General features: G+C 70.6%; 12 protein-coding genes. 7 read left to right on the top strand and 5 right to left on the bottom strand.

What is annotated here, in order from left to right; all coding sequences use genetic code 11:
* Positions 1–4 precede the first annotated feature (4 nt).
* From LXT23_RS19535 to LXT23_RS19515, 5 genes are all read left to right on the top strand, one after another.
* Complete coding sequence (locus tag LXT23_RS19535; RefSeq protein ID WP_253982337.1) at positions 5–868, top strand: ABC transporter ATP-binding protein; 864 nt, start codon at positions 5–7, stop codon at positions 866–868.
* On the top strand, positions 865–1,620 hold the full coding sequence (locus LXT23_RS19530) for an ABC transporter ATP-binding protein (protein WP_253981716.1): 756 nt from the start codon (positions 865–867) through the stop codon (positions 1,618–1,620). The genes LXT23_RS19535 and LXT23_RS19530 overlap by 4 nt, the downstream gene beginning before the upstream one ends.
* Before the next feature lie 203 nt (positions 1,621–1,823).
* On the top strand, positions 1,824–2,588 hold the full coding sequence (locus LXT23_RS19525) for a hypothetical protein (RefSeq protein ID WP_253981715.1): 765 nt from the start codon (positions 1,824–1,826) through the stop codon (positions 2,586–2,588).
* A 166-nt stretch (positions 2,589–2,754) separates the two neighbouring features.
* Positions 2,755–5,175: a sialidase family protein gene (locus LXT23_RS19520; RefSeq protein ID WP_253981714.1), complete on the top strand. Its 2,421-nt coding sequence runs from the start codon at positions 2,755–2,757 to the stop codon at positions 5,173–5,175.
* 63 nt (positions 5,176–5,238) lie between these two features.
* Positions 5,239–6,006, top strand: a complete 768-nt coding sequence (locus tag LXT23_RS19515) for a methyltransferase domain-containing protein (RefSeq protein WP_253981713.1) — start codon at positions 5,239–5,241, stop codon at positions 6,004–6,006.
* A 6-nt stretch (positions 6,007–6,012) separates the two neighbouring features.
* On the opposite strand, the gene LXT23_RS19510 is transcribed toward LXT23_RS19515, so the two are convergent.
* The 5 genes from LXT23_RS19510 to LXT23_RS19490 form a co-directional block, all read right to left on the bottom strand.
* Positions 6,013–8,088, bottom strand: coding sequence for a putative metal-binding motif-containing protein (locus tag LXT23_RS19510; protein WP_253981712.1), 2,076 nt, complete (start codon positions 8,086–8,088; stop codon positions 6,013–6,015).
* A 67-nt stretch (positions 8,089–8,155) separates the two neighbouring features.
* Positions 8,156–10,183 carry a putative metal-binding motif-containing protein gene (locus LXT23_RS19505; RefSeq protein WP_253981711.1) on the bottom strand — a complete coding sequence of 676 codons (2,028 nt, stop codon included), beginning with the start codon at positions 10,181–10,183 and terminating at the stop codon, positions 8,156–8,158.
* A gap of 55 nt (positions 10,184–10,238) precedes the next feature.
* On the bottom strand, positions 10,239–10,856 hold the full coding sequence (locus LXT23_RS19500) for a YiiX family permuted papain-like enzyme (RefSeq protein WP_253981710.1): 618 nt from the start codon (positions 10,854–10,856) through the stop codon (positions 10,239–10,241).
* 72 nt (positions 10,857–10,928) lie between these two features.
* Positions 10,929–11,483 carry an RNA 2',3'-cyclic phosphodiesterase gene (gene thpR / locus LXT23_RS19495; protein WP_253981709.1) on the bottom strand — a complete coding sequence of 185 codons (555 nt, stop codon included), beginning with the start codon at positions 11,481–11,483 and terminating at the stop codon, positions 10,929–10,931.
* 3 nt (positions 11,484–11,486) lie between these two features.
* Positions 11,487–12,011 (bottom strand): metal-dependent hydrolase, encoded by a 525-nt coding sequence (locus LXT23_RS19490; protein ID WP_253981708.1) that lies wholly within the window; start codon positions 12,009–12,011, stop codon positions 11,487–11,489.
* Positions 12,012–12,099: 88 nt separating this feature from the next.
* Between LXT23_RS19490 and LXT23_RS19485 the strand changes: the two genes are divergently transcribed.
* A complete protein-coding gene (locus tag LXT23_RS19485) occupies positions 12,100–13,332 on the top strand; it encodes an adenylate/guanylate cyclase domain-containing protein (protein ID WP_253981707.1) in 1,233 nt (410 codons plus the stop codon).
* Positions 13,333–13,430: 98 nt separating this feature from the next.
* The gene (locus LXT23_RS19480) at positions 13,431–14,291 is read left to right on the top strand and encodes a caspase family protein (RefSeq protein ID WP_253981706.1); all 861 of its coding nucleotides are present in this window, start codon (positions 13,431–13,433) and stop codon (positions 14,289–14,291) included.
* The last annotated feature ends 2 nt before the right edge of the window (positions 14,292–14,293 follow it).

Raw genomic sequence — 14,293 nt, 5'->3', positions numbered from 1 at the left:
GCAGATGAACGCAGAGGCTGGGGCCCCGCTGCTCCAGGTGGACGGGGTGAGCATCCAGTTCGGCGGCCTCAAGGCGCTGACGGACTTCCACCTCACCGTGCGGCAGGGGGACTTGCTGGGCCTCATCGGCCCCAACGGCGCGGGCAAGTCCACCGCGTTCAACGTCCTGACGGGCGTGTACCCGCCCACCGGGGGCGAGGTGCGCGTGGCCGGCCAGCGGGTGAACGGGTGGAAGCCGCACCAAATCAACCACCTGGGGCTGGCGCGCACCTTCCAGAACATCCGCCTGTTCCGCGCGCTCACCGCGCTGGACAACGTGAAGGTGGCCTGCCGGGCGCAGGGCGCGCTGCACCCGGAGGGCGTGGGGCTGGGCGCGAAGATGAAGGGCGCCTTCATCAACTACCGCGACTGGTGGCGGGCGCTGCTGCTCACCCCGCGCTTCCAGGCCGAGGAGCGGGCACTCACGCAGCAGGCGGAGCACCTGCTGGACGTGATGGGCCTGTCCCACCGCCGCGACGAGGAGGCGCGCAACCTGCCGTACGGCGAGCAGCGCCGGCTGGAGATTGCGCGCGCGCTGGGCACGCAGCCCCGGGTATTGCTGCTGGACGAGCCCGCGGCGGGCATGAACACCCGCGAGAAGGCGGACCTGATGGTGCTCATCCGCAAGCTGCGGGACGACTTCCAGCTGGGCGTGCTCGTGATTGAGCACGACATGAAGCTGGTGATGGGCATCTGCGAGAACATCACCGTGCTGGACCACGGCGAGACGATTGCCCGGGGCGCGCCGGCGCAGGTGCGCAGTGACCGGAAGGTCATCGAGGCGTACCTGGGCGACAGCTACCTGGAGAGTCACGGAGGGGCGGCGTGAGCGAGGCTCAGGTGAAGACGCTGGGCGAGCGCCGGGCCTTCCCGCCGCTGCTGGCGGTGGAAGGCATCAAGGTGCACTACGGCGCCATCCAGGCGCTCAAGGGCGTGTCGCTGTCGGTGGGCAAGGGCGAGGTGGTGGCCCTCATCGGCGCCAACGGCGCGGGCAAGACGAGCACGCTGCGCGCGGTGAGCGGCATGCTCAAGCCCAGCGCGGGCCGCATCACCCTGGACGGCAAGGACACCACGTCCCTCAAGGCCCACCAGCTGGTGCCCCGGGGCATGGCGCACGCGCCCGAGGGGCGGGGCGTGTTCCCCAACCTCTCCGTGCAGGAGAACCTGGAGCTGGGCGCGTACCTGCGCAAGGACGCGGCCGGCGTCCAGCAGGACATGGAGAAGGGCTTCACGCTCTTCCCGGTGCTCAAGGAGCGGCGCAAGCAGATGGCGGGGACGCTGTCGGGCGGCGAGCAGCAGATGCTGGCCATCGCCCGCGCGCTCCTGAGCCGGCCCCAGCTGCTGCTGCTGGACGAGCCCTCCCTGGGGCTGGCCCCGCAGGTGACGGAGACCATCTTCCGCACCCTGCGCGAGGTGAACGCCACCGGGGTGAGCGTGCTGCTGGTGGAGCAGAACGCCCACCTGGCGCTCAACTCGGCCCACTACGGCTATGTGCTGGAGACGGGCGAGGTGGTGATGAAGGGCCCCGGCAAGGCGCTCCTGGAGAGCGCCGAGGTCCGCCGCGCGTACCTCGGCGAATAGGGGCCGCGTGGGCTCCCGGGGCGCCCGTCCCCGGGAGACTCCCGTCAACGGGTAGCACCTGTTACGTCCTCCCGCTGACGCTCCCCGGCGCCCGAAGTCGCATTGAAAATGGCGGCGCCTTGAAACTCGGGTAGTCAGTAGCCGCGCAGTTCGTCTAGCGTCAATCGACGCACAGCGTTCAACCTCACTTAGGAAGCGTGCCCATGCCTTCGTTGTCCCGCCTCCTCGCCGCCCTTGCCACCCTCGCGCTGATTGCCGCCGCGTGCGCCGGTCAGCAGAAGCCCGCCGACAACCAGTCGGCCACCTCCACCATCGAGGAGCTCCCCGGAGAGGGGGGCGACACGGGTGCGCCGGCCGACGCCGCCTCGCAGCTGACGACGGTGACGGCGGAAGAGGGCTTCACCGTGAAGATGCCGGGCCAGCCGCAGCCGCAGCGGCAGAAGGTCACCATCCCCGCGGGCGAGGTGGCCACGGCCGCCTACTCCATCCAGACGCCGGAAGGGGTCATCTTCTCCGTCAGCACCGCGGACTACCCGGAGAAGGTCGTCGCCGCGCGTCCCCCGGAGGCCTTCCTCAACGAGGGCCGCGACGGCCTCACCAACCAGCTCAAGGGCACCGTCAGCAACGAGCAGGAAATCACCATCGACGGCTACCCCGGGAAGTCCTACACGGTGTCCTCGCCCAACGGCGAGGTGAAGGCGCGCAACTACCTGGTGGGCCCGCGCCTCTACACCATGCTCGTGCTCTACAACCCGAGCATCGGCGCGCCGGGCTCGGATGAGTTCCTCGGCTCGCTGGCCCTGGTGAACCCGCCCCCGCCGGTGCAGCGCGCCGGTGCCGGTGGCGCGGATGGCGGCATGGCCGACGGTGGCCTGGCGCTGGACGGCGGCGATGCGGGCGACATGGGCGCCGACGCCGGTACCCCCGCCACGGACGCCGGCACCCGCCGCCGCCGCGGCACGAAGTAGGCAGGCGGCTCGCCACCGGGCACGCTCCCTCGTGGGAGCGTGGACCGGGCGGCAGGCGGCCTGGCAGGCCCGGCGTAGGGGGCCATGTGGTCGTTCTGACCCGGTTTCCTTCCCTCCAGCCAGGCCCTAGCTTCCCTCCGCGGAGTTGACGGGGAGGGGGACAGGAATGACGGGGCTGGCTGGTGCCCTGCTTGCCGCGGTGCTCGCGGCGGGCGGCACACCGCTGGTTCCGGTGAGCGGGGGCAATGCCCTCACGCTCCCGGCCCAGCGTCACATTGTTCACATCGAAACAGGCTCTGGGCGTCCACCGACGTGGCTGGTGGCGATTCAGCACGGGGGCGTGGAGGGCAAGGGGCTGGTGCTGTACCGCTCCGAGGACGGGCTCCGCTCCGTGCGGCGCGTGGCGGACGTGCAGCCGGACGCGACGCACACGGACCGGGCGGAGCTGCTCGCGGTGGGCCGGGACGTGGCGCTGCTCTACTCGTACGAGGGGGCGCGGCTGGAGCCCTCGCGGCGGCACGACGTCTACTTCCAGTGGTGGCGCTACCAGTCGGGCTCGGACACGTGGGCGCCGGAGCCGGCGGTGCGGGTGCTGGACACGCCGGATGACAGCACGGGCTTCTCGCGGGCGCTGCTGGCCCGGGACTCGCGCGGGCGGCTGTGGGTGCAGGCCTTCCGGCTGGAGCGGGACGGCAGCTCCACGGCGGTGGTGTCGGTGTCCACGGACGGGGGCCAAAGCTTCGTGCGCCAGCCGGACCTGGGGCGGGTGAAGCGCCGGGGCGGCGGGCGGCTGCTGAGCGTGGGGACGAAGCTCGTCTTCTTCTACGCCATGCACGACGGCTTCGAGCCCACGCGCATGCGCGTGCGCAACGACTCGGACCCGCTGGACACGTGGAGCCCGGTGCGCGACGCGTTCTCCGACGGCATCTACCACGGGGCCGCGCTGAGCGCGGTGGAGGACGGGAAGGGCGGCATCCACCTCGTCTACAAGGACGAGACGGAGCGCCTCTACTACCGGCACTTCGACGGCGCTGACTTCGGGCCACGCATCCTGGTGGAGGGCACGTCCGACTGGGCGATGCAGGCGGCCACCACGCGCATCGGTGACACGCTGTATGTCTTCTACAACCGCATGCGCGTGCTGAACGCGCACTACGAGCTGCGCGTGCGCGTGCTGAAGGACGGCGTCTTCGGCGGCGCGGTGACGCTCGACGGGGAGACGACGTTCAAGGGCTACCTCAACGCGGTGGACGTGCTGCCCGCGGACAGCACGGAGGTGCCGTGCCTCTTCGGCGACTCGCCCGACGCCAGCTCGCGGGGCACGGTGTCCCGGGTGGCCCTCAGCGTCCAGCCGCCGCCGCCGCCGCTGGACGGTGGCACGCCGTGGCCGGATGGCGGCACGGGGACGGATGCCGGTACGCCCGGCCCGGACGGCGGCACGGATGGCGGCACGCCGTGGCCGGACGGAGGCGTGGATGCGGGCACCCCCGGGCCCGACGGTGGCGTGGGCACGGATGGGGGCACGCCGGGCACGGACGGTGGGACGCCGGTGCCTGACGGCGGCACATCGGGGCCCTTCACGCTGGAGCCCGTCCACACCAACACCACGCACGAGGTGCTCGCGGTGGACGGCGCGGGCACGGTGTACGCGCTGGCGCTCGGCTCGAGCCGCTCGCGCCTGGTGGCGAGCACGGACGGCGGGCGCACCTTCACGCCGCGCGGGCAGGACGGCGGCAGCCTCTGGACGATGGCGGCGATGAAGAACGGGACGTTGCTCGCGGTGGTGAGCCGCAGCGGCGTCTACTCCCTCCAGCGCTCCACGGATGGCGGGTCCACGTGGAAGGACCCGGTGAGCCTGGGCAACTACCGCGCCCAGGGGCCGCGGAGCTTCGCGGAGCTGGGGAGCACGTTCTTCTTCCTGGAGTACCAGACCTTCACCTCGTCCAGCGTGCCGGTGCGGCTGTGGGCCAGCGGGGACGGCGGGGCGACGTGGGCGGTGCGCTCCACGCTGACGGCCCACCGGCATGGGTACTCGCTCTTCTCGGACGTGACGACGGGCGCGCTGTGGGCCACGCTCGGGAGCAGCAAGACGCAGTCGGCGGTGCTGCGCTCCGCGGACGGCGGGAGGACGTGGAGCACGGTGCTGGGCGGGTATGCCGCGAATGGCGTGGCGGGGGTGGTGCAGTCGGACGGCTCGCTGCTCCTGGGGCAGTCCACGCTGTACCAGCCGGAGTACCCGAAGCTGCTGCGGCTCTTCCCGAGCGGCCGGGTGGACGCGCTGCTCCAGCTCCCGGGCCCCGTGTACTCACTGCTCCCGGTGCCCGGAGGCGGGTGGGCCATGGGCACGGGCTGGGCGAGCTCCGGAGACGTCCATGCGCCCGGTGACGTGTATGCCCGCATCTTCATCAGCGGGAATGGGGTGTCGTGGGCGGAGGCGCTGCGCTACGAGCGGCTGAGCAGCACGGCCTTTGCCCGGGCGGACGTGTGGGGCGTGCTGTCCACGGGAGAGCTGCTGGTGCGCATGGAGAATGTGCGCGGCTTCGGAACGTCCGGCATGGGCTTCCAGGTGCTGCGAGTGAAGCGCTGAGGAGCCCGTTGCGTTACACCTCCTGGCGGACGGGCTGCGAGGCCGCGCCGCCAGGAGGAAGCCATGTGGGACCCGACGCAGTACTCGCACTTCCGGGACGAGCGGAAGCGTCCCTTCTTCGAGCTGCTGATGCGCGTGGACGTGGACGCGCCCGGGCACGTGGTGGACCTGGGCTGTGGCACGGGAGACCTGACGCGCGTGCTGGCCGAGCGGTGGAAGGGCGCGCGGGTGTACGGCGTGGACTCCTCGGAAGCGATGGTGGAGGAGGCGCGCCGCCGTCCGTCACCGGAGTCACTGCGCTTCGAGGTGGCGGACCTCGCGGGCTGGGAGCCGCCCGCGCCGCTGGACGTGCTGCTCTCCAACGCGGCGCTGCACTGGGTGCCAGCGCACGACACGCTGCTGAAGCAACTGGTGGCGAAGCTGGCGCCGGGCGGAGTGCTGGCGTTCCAGGTGCCGGCCAACTTCGAGGCGCCGTCGCACCGCCACATCGACGAGGTGCGCGAGCTGCCGCGCTTCGCCGCGAAGCTGGCGTCGGTGCGCAGGGGGCACGCGGAGTCACTCGCGACGTATGAGGGACTGCTGTCGGGCCTGGGGCTGAAGGTGGACGCCTGGGAGACGACGTACCTGCACGTGCTGCCGGGCGAGGACGCGGTGCTGGAGTGGCTCCTGGGCACCACGCTGCGGCCCGTGCTGGCGGCCCTGGGGACGGAGGAGGGCAGGGCGTTCCTGGAGACGCTGAGGCCGCTGCTGCGCCAGTCCTACCCGGCGCGCGAGCGGGGCACGCCGTTCCTCTTCACCCGCCGCTTCGTGGTGGCGCGGCGGGGCCGCTGAGCCGCGTCACCGGGGCCAGTGGAAGATCTTCCCGTTGGTGCCCACCACCCAGAGGTCCTCCGGGCTGGTGCCGGCGATGTCGTTGAACACGGTGCCTGGGAACGAGAGGAACTCATGCCAGCTCTGGCCATCGTAACGATAGACGTGGCCACTCGTGCACGTCACGTAGACCGAGGATGCGCCGAAGGCCACGACGGAAGTCAGGTTGTGGTTGTTGGTGAAGGTGACTCGACTCCAGCCCGTGTCGGTCCAGCGCACGACCGAACCTGCATTTCCCACGGCGAATGCGAGCTTCTCATTCACGACCCAGACCCCGTTGAGACGAGCGAGCCCTTGGATGTTCTGCACGGATTGCGTGTCCCACTCGTTGTTGGCGGAGTCGAAGCGATAGATGCGCGGCCCAGGGGTGAATCCAGAGGCAGCGTCATACCCTCCCGCCCAGAAGAGCACGTCTCGGGAAACTCCGTGGACGTCGAACACGAAGCCAATGTCATTGGTGGGTGTGTTGAACGTCACTGAGGTGCTGACGCCATTCCAACTGAAAGCCGCTCCTTCGCCTTCGCCGGAGGAGGTGCTTGCACTCGCTCCCCAGAACTCAATGCCGCCTCCACCCGGGATGCCGACGATGCCATGCGTCGCCAGATTGGTGCTGAGCACCTGGGTGCAGGCAGTAGCGTTCGTTGCCTGATGGGCAAGCCGCCCTCCCCCCGAGCTGAGCGTGGCACGACCGGTGGTCGGGTCCGCCCAGACGGAATACCATGCGGTGGAATCACCCCCTGTGTTGTCACCGCAACCCCCTGCGGCCGAGTCCGTCACCGTGAACGTGGTGTTTGGCGGGGTCTGCACGGCGCGACGGTTGTTGTTCCCCACGACCCATGCTCCGCCGGGCGTCCAGGTGGAGACCGAGCGCCATACCTGGCTTCCTCCGCCTTCGGTGCGCTCCACCCACGAACGCGTACCGCCGGGGCAGGCCGTCGCGGCCTCGGGCTGACCATCGCAGTTGTTGTCGAGCGCGTCGCAAAGCTCATTCGCGCCAGGGCGTGTGAAGCGATTGCCGTCATCGCAGTCACCGCCCTGATTGACGTAGCTGCCCGTCGGCCGCGTACAGCCCTGCTGCGAGCCCTCATTCCGGCCGAACCCATCTCCGTCCTCATCCAGGTACCAGGTCGGCACCGGCTGGGACACCAGGCACTCCAGGGCATTGCCGCCCGTGGTGCACCTCCACCGCCCACCACACTGCGTCATCGGGTCGGTGCAGTTCATGTCGAGCTGCGGGAAGTCCTCGTCGCTCGGCCCGTCGCAGTCATTGTCCAGGCCGTCGCAGCGCTCATCGGCTCCGGGGAACACGTGGGCGCGGGTGTCGTCGCAGTCATCATTCGGGGTGGTGACGTAGCCTGCCGGCACGCCGCTGCAGAACGCAGTCGCGGCGACGTTCCGCTCACCCCGGTTGTCCCGGTCCACGTCCGGGTACGCCAGCGTGGCGTTCGGCACGTTGCAGACCACCGTCCCGTTGACGCCACAGTTCCGGGTGCCCTCGCAGCCCGCGCCTTCCGTGCACACCTGACCCAGCCGGAGCTCCACGGTGTCCTGCTGGCCGTCGCAGTTGTCGTCCACGTCGTTGCACAGCTCCTCGGCACCCGGATGCATGGCGGCATCGGTGTCCCGACAGTCCGTGCCACCATTGAGAACGGCCACGTAGCCGTCCTGGTCCTGGTCCCTGGCGGACAGCAGCAGCTCCGCCTTCGCGGCCTCGCCTTGAGTCACCGCGACGCGCGCCGAGTGGCTCGTCACCATCTTGCCCGCGCAGCTCTGCTCGAAGGCCTGGGCCTCCACCTCTACCGACGCGCTCCAGTCAGCCGGCAGGAGCACGGCAATGACGAGGGCGCCTCCAGTTCGCTCGCCCTTCCCGGCCACTTCCTCGGAGAGCTTCTTGCTGCTGTCTGCCGTGTCGCGGGCCGTCACGAGGACGCACTCAGGCCGGAAGCCCTCGTAGGTCACCGTGAGCTTCACGGCACCCTGGGGAATCTTTTCCTTGCAGCCAGCCAGCACGAGGACGGGGAGCAGCAACAGGACGTGTCGCATGGCACGCATCCTATCCGGGCTTCCATACGCAGCGCCCCTGGTCCTGGCAGACCCAGGGGCGGAGACCTCACTGCGGCCAGTGGATGACACGGCCCCCATCGCCGACGACCCAGAGGTCACCGGGGTGGGTGCCGGCCATGCGGAAGAGGCTGCCGCCTGGACTGCCGACCTCGGACCACTGGGCCCCGTTGAAGCGGTAGATCTTCCCCGCGCGGGACGCCACGTACACGGCTGACGGGCCAAAGGCCTCCACGCCGCCCAGATGGTCATTGGTGGGCTTCGTCGTCATGGCAGCCCAGTTGCCGCCCTCCCACTTCAGCACGGTGCCGTTGTTGCCCACGGCATAGGCCAGCTGTGGATGGACCACCCTGACGGCGTTGAGCATTCCTCCGCTCACGCCGTCGGTCATCCGCACCCAGGTTCCCTGCATGGCATCGAACCGGTGGATGGCAGCCTGGGCGACCGCGTTTGCTCCAACAGCGAAGATGGGGCCATTGACCAGGCCATGGATGTCGTAGCGCGGCAGAAGGTCGAAAAGTGTGACGGTCACCGCGGAAGCAGTGCCGTCCCATACGAAGGCGTGCCCGTCTGGGAGCACGACGGTCGGGGGAATGTAGCCCGCCCCAAAGAGCTTCACGCCGCTGCCGTCAGCAAATCCCACCAGTCCCCAGGTGTCGCTGCGCGCGCTGGGGGGATTGCGCTGGCAGGAGGTGGCGTCCGCATCCGCGACGATGCCCAGCCGCCCGTTGGTCCCGCCCAGATAGGCGCGGCCACTGCGCGGGTCCGCCCAGATGCCATACCAGGGGCTCGAGTCACAGATGCCTGCGCGAGACGTGAAGGCGGACTCCTCCGGCTTCTTGACGGCGAGCGCGCCACCGGTGCCCGACACCCACACTCCACCGTCCCCCCACAGGGAGATGCCACTGAGGATGGCGCCGCCAGGGATGACCCGAGCCGCCCAGCGCGGTCCACCCGCCGGGCACACGCTGGTGTCCTCGGTGGCGGCATTGCAGTCGTTGTCCTCCTGGTCGCACAGCTCCTGAGCACCCGGACGGGTGAACCGGTTGCCGTCATTGCAGTCGCCACCCTGTGCGAGGTGCCGCTCACTCGGGCGCTGACAGGACTGCACCACGGTGGCGCCGCCGTAGTTGTCGCTGTCCCCATCAAGGTACCAGGCAGTCGGATCCTCCGTGCCCATGCAGGTGACTGCGGTTCCAGTGCTGGTATCGCAGATGTTCCGGCCCGCGCACTTCTGCGACGTGGTGCAGGCCATTCCGAGCTGCGCGGCGTAGTCCTCGTCCTCGGTGCCGTCACAGTCGTCATCCACGTCGTTGCACAGCTCCTGGGCGCCAGGGCGCACGCTCATGCGTGAGTCGTCGCAGTCGTCGGCGGCCCCGGTGGTGTAGCCGGCGGGAACGGCGCCGCAGAAGCGCTCGGCGGTGGCGTCCTTCTTCCCATGCCCGTCCCGGTCCACGTCCGGATAGGCCAGGGTGGCCGTCGGAAGGTCGCAGTACGCCGCGCCGCTCGCGTTGCAGCGGTACGTGCCCTGGCAGCTGTCTCCCTCCCTGCACGACTGGCCCAGCTGGAACGTCGTCACATCCAGCACGCCGTCGCAGTTGTCGTCCACGTCGTTGCAGCGCTCCTCCGCGCCGGGGTAGATGGTGGCCGCCTTGTCCTGACAGTCCGTGCCGTTGGTGACAGGGGAGACGAAGCCGTCTCCGTCGTCGTCCACCGCGGTCAGCGTCAGCGTCACCGGGCTCGGGACGCCAGGCGTCAGCGTGGCGCTCGACGCCTGGCTCGCCACCGGATTCCCTTCGCAGCCGGCGCGCTCGAAGGCGCGGGCCTCGACGGCCACCGCGCTGCCCCAGTCGTCCGGCGGGAGCACGGCCACGACGAGGGAGCCCCCCGAGGGCTCGCCCTTGCCCTCCACCGTCTTCGAGAGCTCCTTCCCACTGGCCGTATCCCGGGCCAGCACGAGGACGCAGCGGGGCCGGAAGCCGGAGTAGGTCACCGTGAGCTTCACGGCGCCTTGGGTCGGCTCTTCCTTGCAGGAAGCCAGCGCGAAGAGCGAAAGGAGCAACAGGACGCGTCGCATGGCGCGCACTCTATCCGCGCTCTCCCGCGCCAGCGAGGCCACCGGAGGGCCCGGCCTACCTCACCGCCGGAAAGTCCGAGTGCACCACCTCCAGCCGGGCATCCACGGCGAGGCTCGCGGGCGTCACCAGCTCCAACTCCACGGGCACCTTCCTGCCGTACCGCTCGCGCATGGGCTTCTCCAGCCCCTTCACCTTCAGCGAGCCCAGCCGCTCCAGCTTCCCGTACTCCACGCCCGCGCCCCGCGCATACGCCTTGCGCACCAGCTCCGAGCAGTACATCGCCTCGTCGCCCCACTCGAAGCGCAGGTCGTACGGCTTGCCCAGGTGCGCCTTCGCCGCGTCCACCGCCTGCTGCCGCTGCGCGTCGCTCAGCTCCTTCGGCCGCAGCACCAGGATGCGCCCCTTCAGCCCCCGCGCCTTCCACTTCGCGAACCGCACGCGCTGCACCGGCTGCACCGCCTCCACCACCCACGCGCCCTCCGGCGTCACCTCCACCATGCCCACGTGGGACAGCGGGCTCTCCGTCGCCACCTGGATGAACTGGGACTGCCGAGAGCGGGACGTGTGCAGCACGATGTCCCCCGTCCGCAGCTCCGCCTCCAGGTCCTCCCGTGGCGCGGCAACCGCACCGTGGGCACCGAGCCACACCGCCAGCAACACACTCCACCGCATCGTCTGAGTCCTTTCAGGCGCCTGGTCGCGCTCGCACCGTGGCATTGCAGCCCGGGTGCCAACCCGGAAACCCTAGCCCGCGCGGCTGAGCGGCACTTCCACCCGGGGCACGTAGTGGCCACCCCGGCTCTCGAAGAGGACCAGCCGGTCCACGCGCCCCTCGCCGAAGTCCGACGCCTCCAGCGCCTGGGCGCACCGTGCCAGCGCCGGGTCTCCGCGCGGGTCCTTCGAGCGCGCCAGCGTGAGGTGCGCGGTGTACTCCCGGTGCTCGGGCTCGAAGCCCAGCGGCTGGAGCGCGGAGGCCGTGTCCGCCTGGAGTGCCTTCAGTGCGTCCGTGGCCCCGCGCACGTCCGCCCAGAGCACGCGCGGGCGCGAGGGCGAGCCGAAGCTGCCCCCACCCCCCACCGACAGCACGAAGGGCGCGTGGCGCGGGCCCACGGGCTCCAGCGCGTCGCGCAGGGCGGGCAGCCGCGCCTCCTCCACGTCACCCAGGAACAGCAGCGTGAGGTGGACGCCCTCCGCCTTCACCCAGCGGGCGTGGGGTGCCAGGGCGCGCAGCCGGTCGAAATCCGCCGTGACGCGCGACTCGATGGTGGCTCCCAGCGTGACGGCGGTGAACAGGCGCATGGCTCACGGCTCCTGGCGGCGCCCGCGCGGCCAGAGCGCGTAGGCCCAGAACGGGATGAAGGCGAACAGCTCCACGGCGACGACGTACAGGCCGCGCGAGGACAGCATCCTCGAGCCGATGGGCGACACCGGCAGCGGGCGCACGGGCGCGAAGTAGCGCGCGTCCGTGAAGGGCCAGAACAGCGCCGCGCCCAGGCCGCCGTTGGTGAGCGCGTCCAGCACGCCGTGGCTGGCCACCGCGAGGAACGTGAGCAGGCCCCACTTCGCGGCCGGAGCGCGCAGGAGCCGGGCCGCCAGCGCGGCGGCCACCGCGACGCCCGCGGCGAAGACCACCGAGTGCGAGGCGCCCCGGTGCCCCCAGGGCGCGGCGTAGGGGATGCCCAGCTTGAAGGCCACCACGTCCGCGTCCGGGAGCAGGGCGAGCAGGGAGAGCAGCGCCATGGCAACCCCCAGCCTGCGCGCGGATGCCCCGCCCGCCTCGTACCGCCCCAGGGCCATGCCCACCGCCACGTGACCGATGCTCGCCATTGCCCCGTGAAGATAGCCCACCCGGGGCCAGGCGCCGTGTGGTCGCTTGCTGGAGGGGAGCGAGCGCCTGGGCTACCGTCCGCGGCTCATGCTGAAACGCTCCCAGGTGGAAGACACGCTCCAGCGGCGGCTGGAGGGCTGGCGCGCGCAGGTGGGTGAGTGGCTCAACCGCGTCCGGTTCGCCGGCACGGCTTGCTGGCTGCTGGTGGCCTCGCTGCTGCAATGGAAGGTGCCGAAGGCTGCCCTGGCCGCCTACCTGGGACTGGCCTTCGTCCTCTGGCTCGGCGCGCGGCGCGTCCCGGCGCTCCGGCGACGGGCGGCGCTCCTGCTGGCCATCGTCGACATGCCCGCCGTCTTCGTCCTCCAGTGGCAGACCCTCCCGGAGTCGACCTCCCCGGTGCCCACCGCGCTGCTGACGCTGGGCGTCTTCATCACCCTGGTGGTCGTCGTGGCCCTGGTGACGCTGTCGCGCGTGAGCGTGGCGGCGGCCACCGTGCTGGCCATCGTCCTGCAGACGCTGCTGGCCCAGGGGGCGGGGCTGGCGTGGGGCGACTTCTTCTGGGGCCTGGTGCTGGTGCTGGCGCTGGCCGGGCTGGCGGCCGTCTTCATTGGCCGGCAGGTGCTGGGCCTGGTGACGGAGGTGGCGCAGGAGGAGGTGCAGCGCGAGCGCCTGGGCCGCTACTTCTCGCCGGAGGTGGCCCGGCAGATTGCCGCGCGTGGCGCCGAGTCCGGCGGCGGCGAGCACCGCGAGGTGACGCTGCTCTTCTCCGACATCCGCGGCTTCACCTCCATGTCCGAGCGCATGGACAGCCCGCGGGTGGTGGCCCTGCTGAACGAGTACCTGTCCCGCATGGTGGAGGTGGTGTTCCGCCACGGGGGCACGCTCGACAAGTTCATCGGCGACGGCATCCTCGCCTACTTCGGCGCGCCGCTGGAGCTGCCGGGCCACCCGCAGGCCGCCGTCGCCTGTGGCCTGGCGATGCTGGAGGCGCTGGAGACGCTCAACGCCGAGCGCGCCGCGCGGGGCGAGGCGCCGCTGCACATCGGCATCGGCATCCACACCGGGCGCGTGGTGGTGGGGGACGTGGGCAGCGAGCAGCGGCGCGAGTACACGGTGATTGGCGACGCGGTGAACCTCGCCAGCCGCATCGAAGGGCTCACCAAGAAGGTGGGCGTCTCCCTGCTCGTGTCCGGAGACACCTGGCAGAAGTGCCAGGAGGGCTTTGACTTCGAGCCAGCCACGCCCCTGCCGGTGGCGGGCAAGGCGGAGCCGGTGGCCACCTTCGTCCCCCGGAAGCGCGCACTGCGCACGGCCACCTGAGCAGCCGGAGTCCAGGCGGGCGGCAGCGCCCCGCCTCTCCGCGTCACACGTCCACGACTCTCACTCCACCCGGAAAAGTAACCGGAGGAGTGTCACTCATGGCTCAGGGATATTCGTTGAACATCGGCTTGAACTCCGTGGACCCGGCCCACTACGCGGGCTGGGACGGGGCGCTCATGGCCTGCGAGGCGGACGCGGAGGACATGGAGCTCATCGCGAAGGCGGCGAAGTTCGGGATGGTGCGCAAGGTGCTGACGAAGGATGCGACGCGCGTGCGCATCAAGAAGGAGCTGGACGAGGCGGCGAAGGTGCTCGCCGCCGGAGACCTCTTCCTGCTGAGCTACTCGGGGCACGGCGGCCAGCTCCCCGACAGGAACAACGACGAGTCGGACGCGCAGGACGAGACGTGGGTGCTCTATGACGGAGAGCTCATCGACGACGAAATCTACGCCGCGCTCTCGAAGCTGAAGCAGGGCGTGCGCGTGCTGATGTTCTCCGACAGCTGTCACTCCGGCACGGTGAGCAAGATGGCGTACGCGGCGCTGCGCACCACCGGCAGCCTGGAGATGCTGGCGGACACCGTGCAGGACTCGGTGGCCGAGGAGCGGCGCTTCAAGGACATGCCGGTGGGCATCGCCCTGCGCACCTACCGCAACAACAGGGCCATGTACGACGCCATCATGGCGGAGCTGCCCAAGGAAGACCCCAAGGCGACGGTGAAGGCGACGGTGCTGCTCATCTCCGGCTGCCAGGACAACCAGTTGTCCAGCGACGGCGCCTTCAACGGCCTGTTCACCGCCAACATGCTGCGCGTCTACAACGGCGGGAAGTTCCGCGGCGACCACCGCACCTTCCACCGCCGCATCGTCCGGCGGATGCCGCCGCTGCAGTCCCCCGTGTACTCCATCGTCGGCGTCCCCAGCCGCGAGTTCGAGAGCCAGACGCCGTTCAAGATTTGAGC

Source organism: Pyxidicoccus xibeiensis (genome assembly GCF_024198175.1).
In the GTDB taxonomy this organism is placed as follows: domain Bacteria; phylum Myxococcota; class Myxococcia; order Myxococcales; family Myxococcaceae; genus Myxococcus; species Myxococcus xibeiensis.
The sequence above is the reverse complement of the archived record's forward strand: the minus strand, read 5'-3'. Positions and strand labels throughout refer to the sequence as shown.

Coding starts and splice junctions, on each gene's coding strand:
- thpR (WP_253981709.1), bottom strand. CDS start 11,483: ATGCGCCTGTTCACCGCCGTCACGCTGGGAGCCACCATCGAGTCGCGC.
- LXT23_RS19505 (WP_253981711.1), bottom strand. CDS start 10,183: ATGCGACGCGTCCTGTTGCTCCTTTCGCTCTTCGCGCTGGCTTCCTGC.
- LXT23_RS19525 (WP_253981715.1), top strand. CDS start 1,824: ATGCCTTCGTTGTCCCGCCTCCTCGCCGCCCTTGCCACCCTCGCGCTG.
- LXT23_RS19535 (WP_253982337.1), top strand. CDS start 5: ATGAACGCAGAGGCTGGGGCCCCGCTGCTCCAGGTGGACGGGGTGAGC.
- LXT23_RS19515 (WP_253981713.1), top strand. CDS start 5,239: ATGTGGGACCCGACGCAGTACTCGCACTTCCGGGACGAGCGGAAGCGT.
- LXT23_RS19510 (WP_253981712.1), bottom strand. CDS start 8,088: ATGCGACACGTCCTGTTGCTGCTCCCCGTCCTCGTGCTGGCTGGCTGC.
- LXT23_RS19500 (WP_253981710.1), bottom strand. CDS start 10,856: ATGCGGTGGAGTGTGTTGCTGGCGGTGTGGCTCGGTGCCCACGGTGCG.
- LXT23_RS19490 (WP_253981708.1), bottom strand. CDS start 12,011: ATGGCGAGCATCGGTCACGTGGCGGTGGGCATGGCCCTGGGGCGGTAC.
- LXT23_RS19480 (WP_253981706.1), top strand. CDS start 13,431: ATGGCTCAGGGATATTCGTTGAACATCGGCTTGAACTCCGTGGACCCG.
- LXT23_RS19520 (WP_253981714.1), top strand. CDS start 2,755: ATGACGGGGCTGGCTGGTGCCCTGCTTGCCGCGGTGCTCGCGGCGGGC.
- LXT23_RS19485 (WP_253981707.1), top strand. CDS start 12,100: ATGCTGAAACGCTCCCAGGTGGAAGACACGCTCCAGCGGCGGCTGGAG.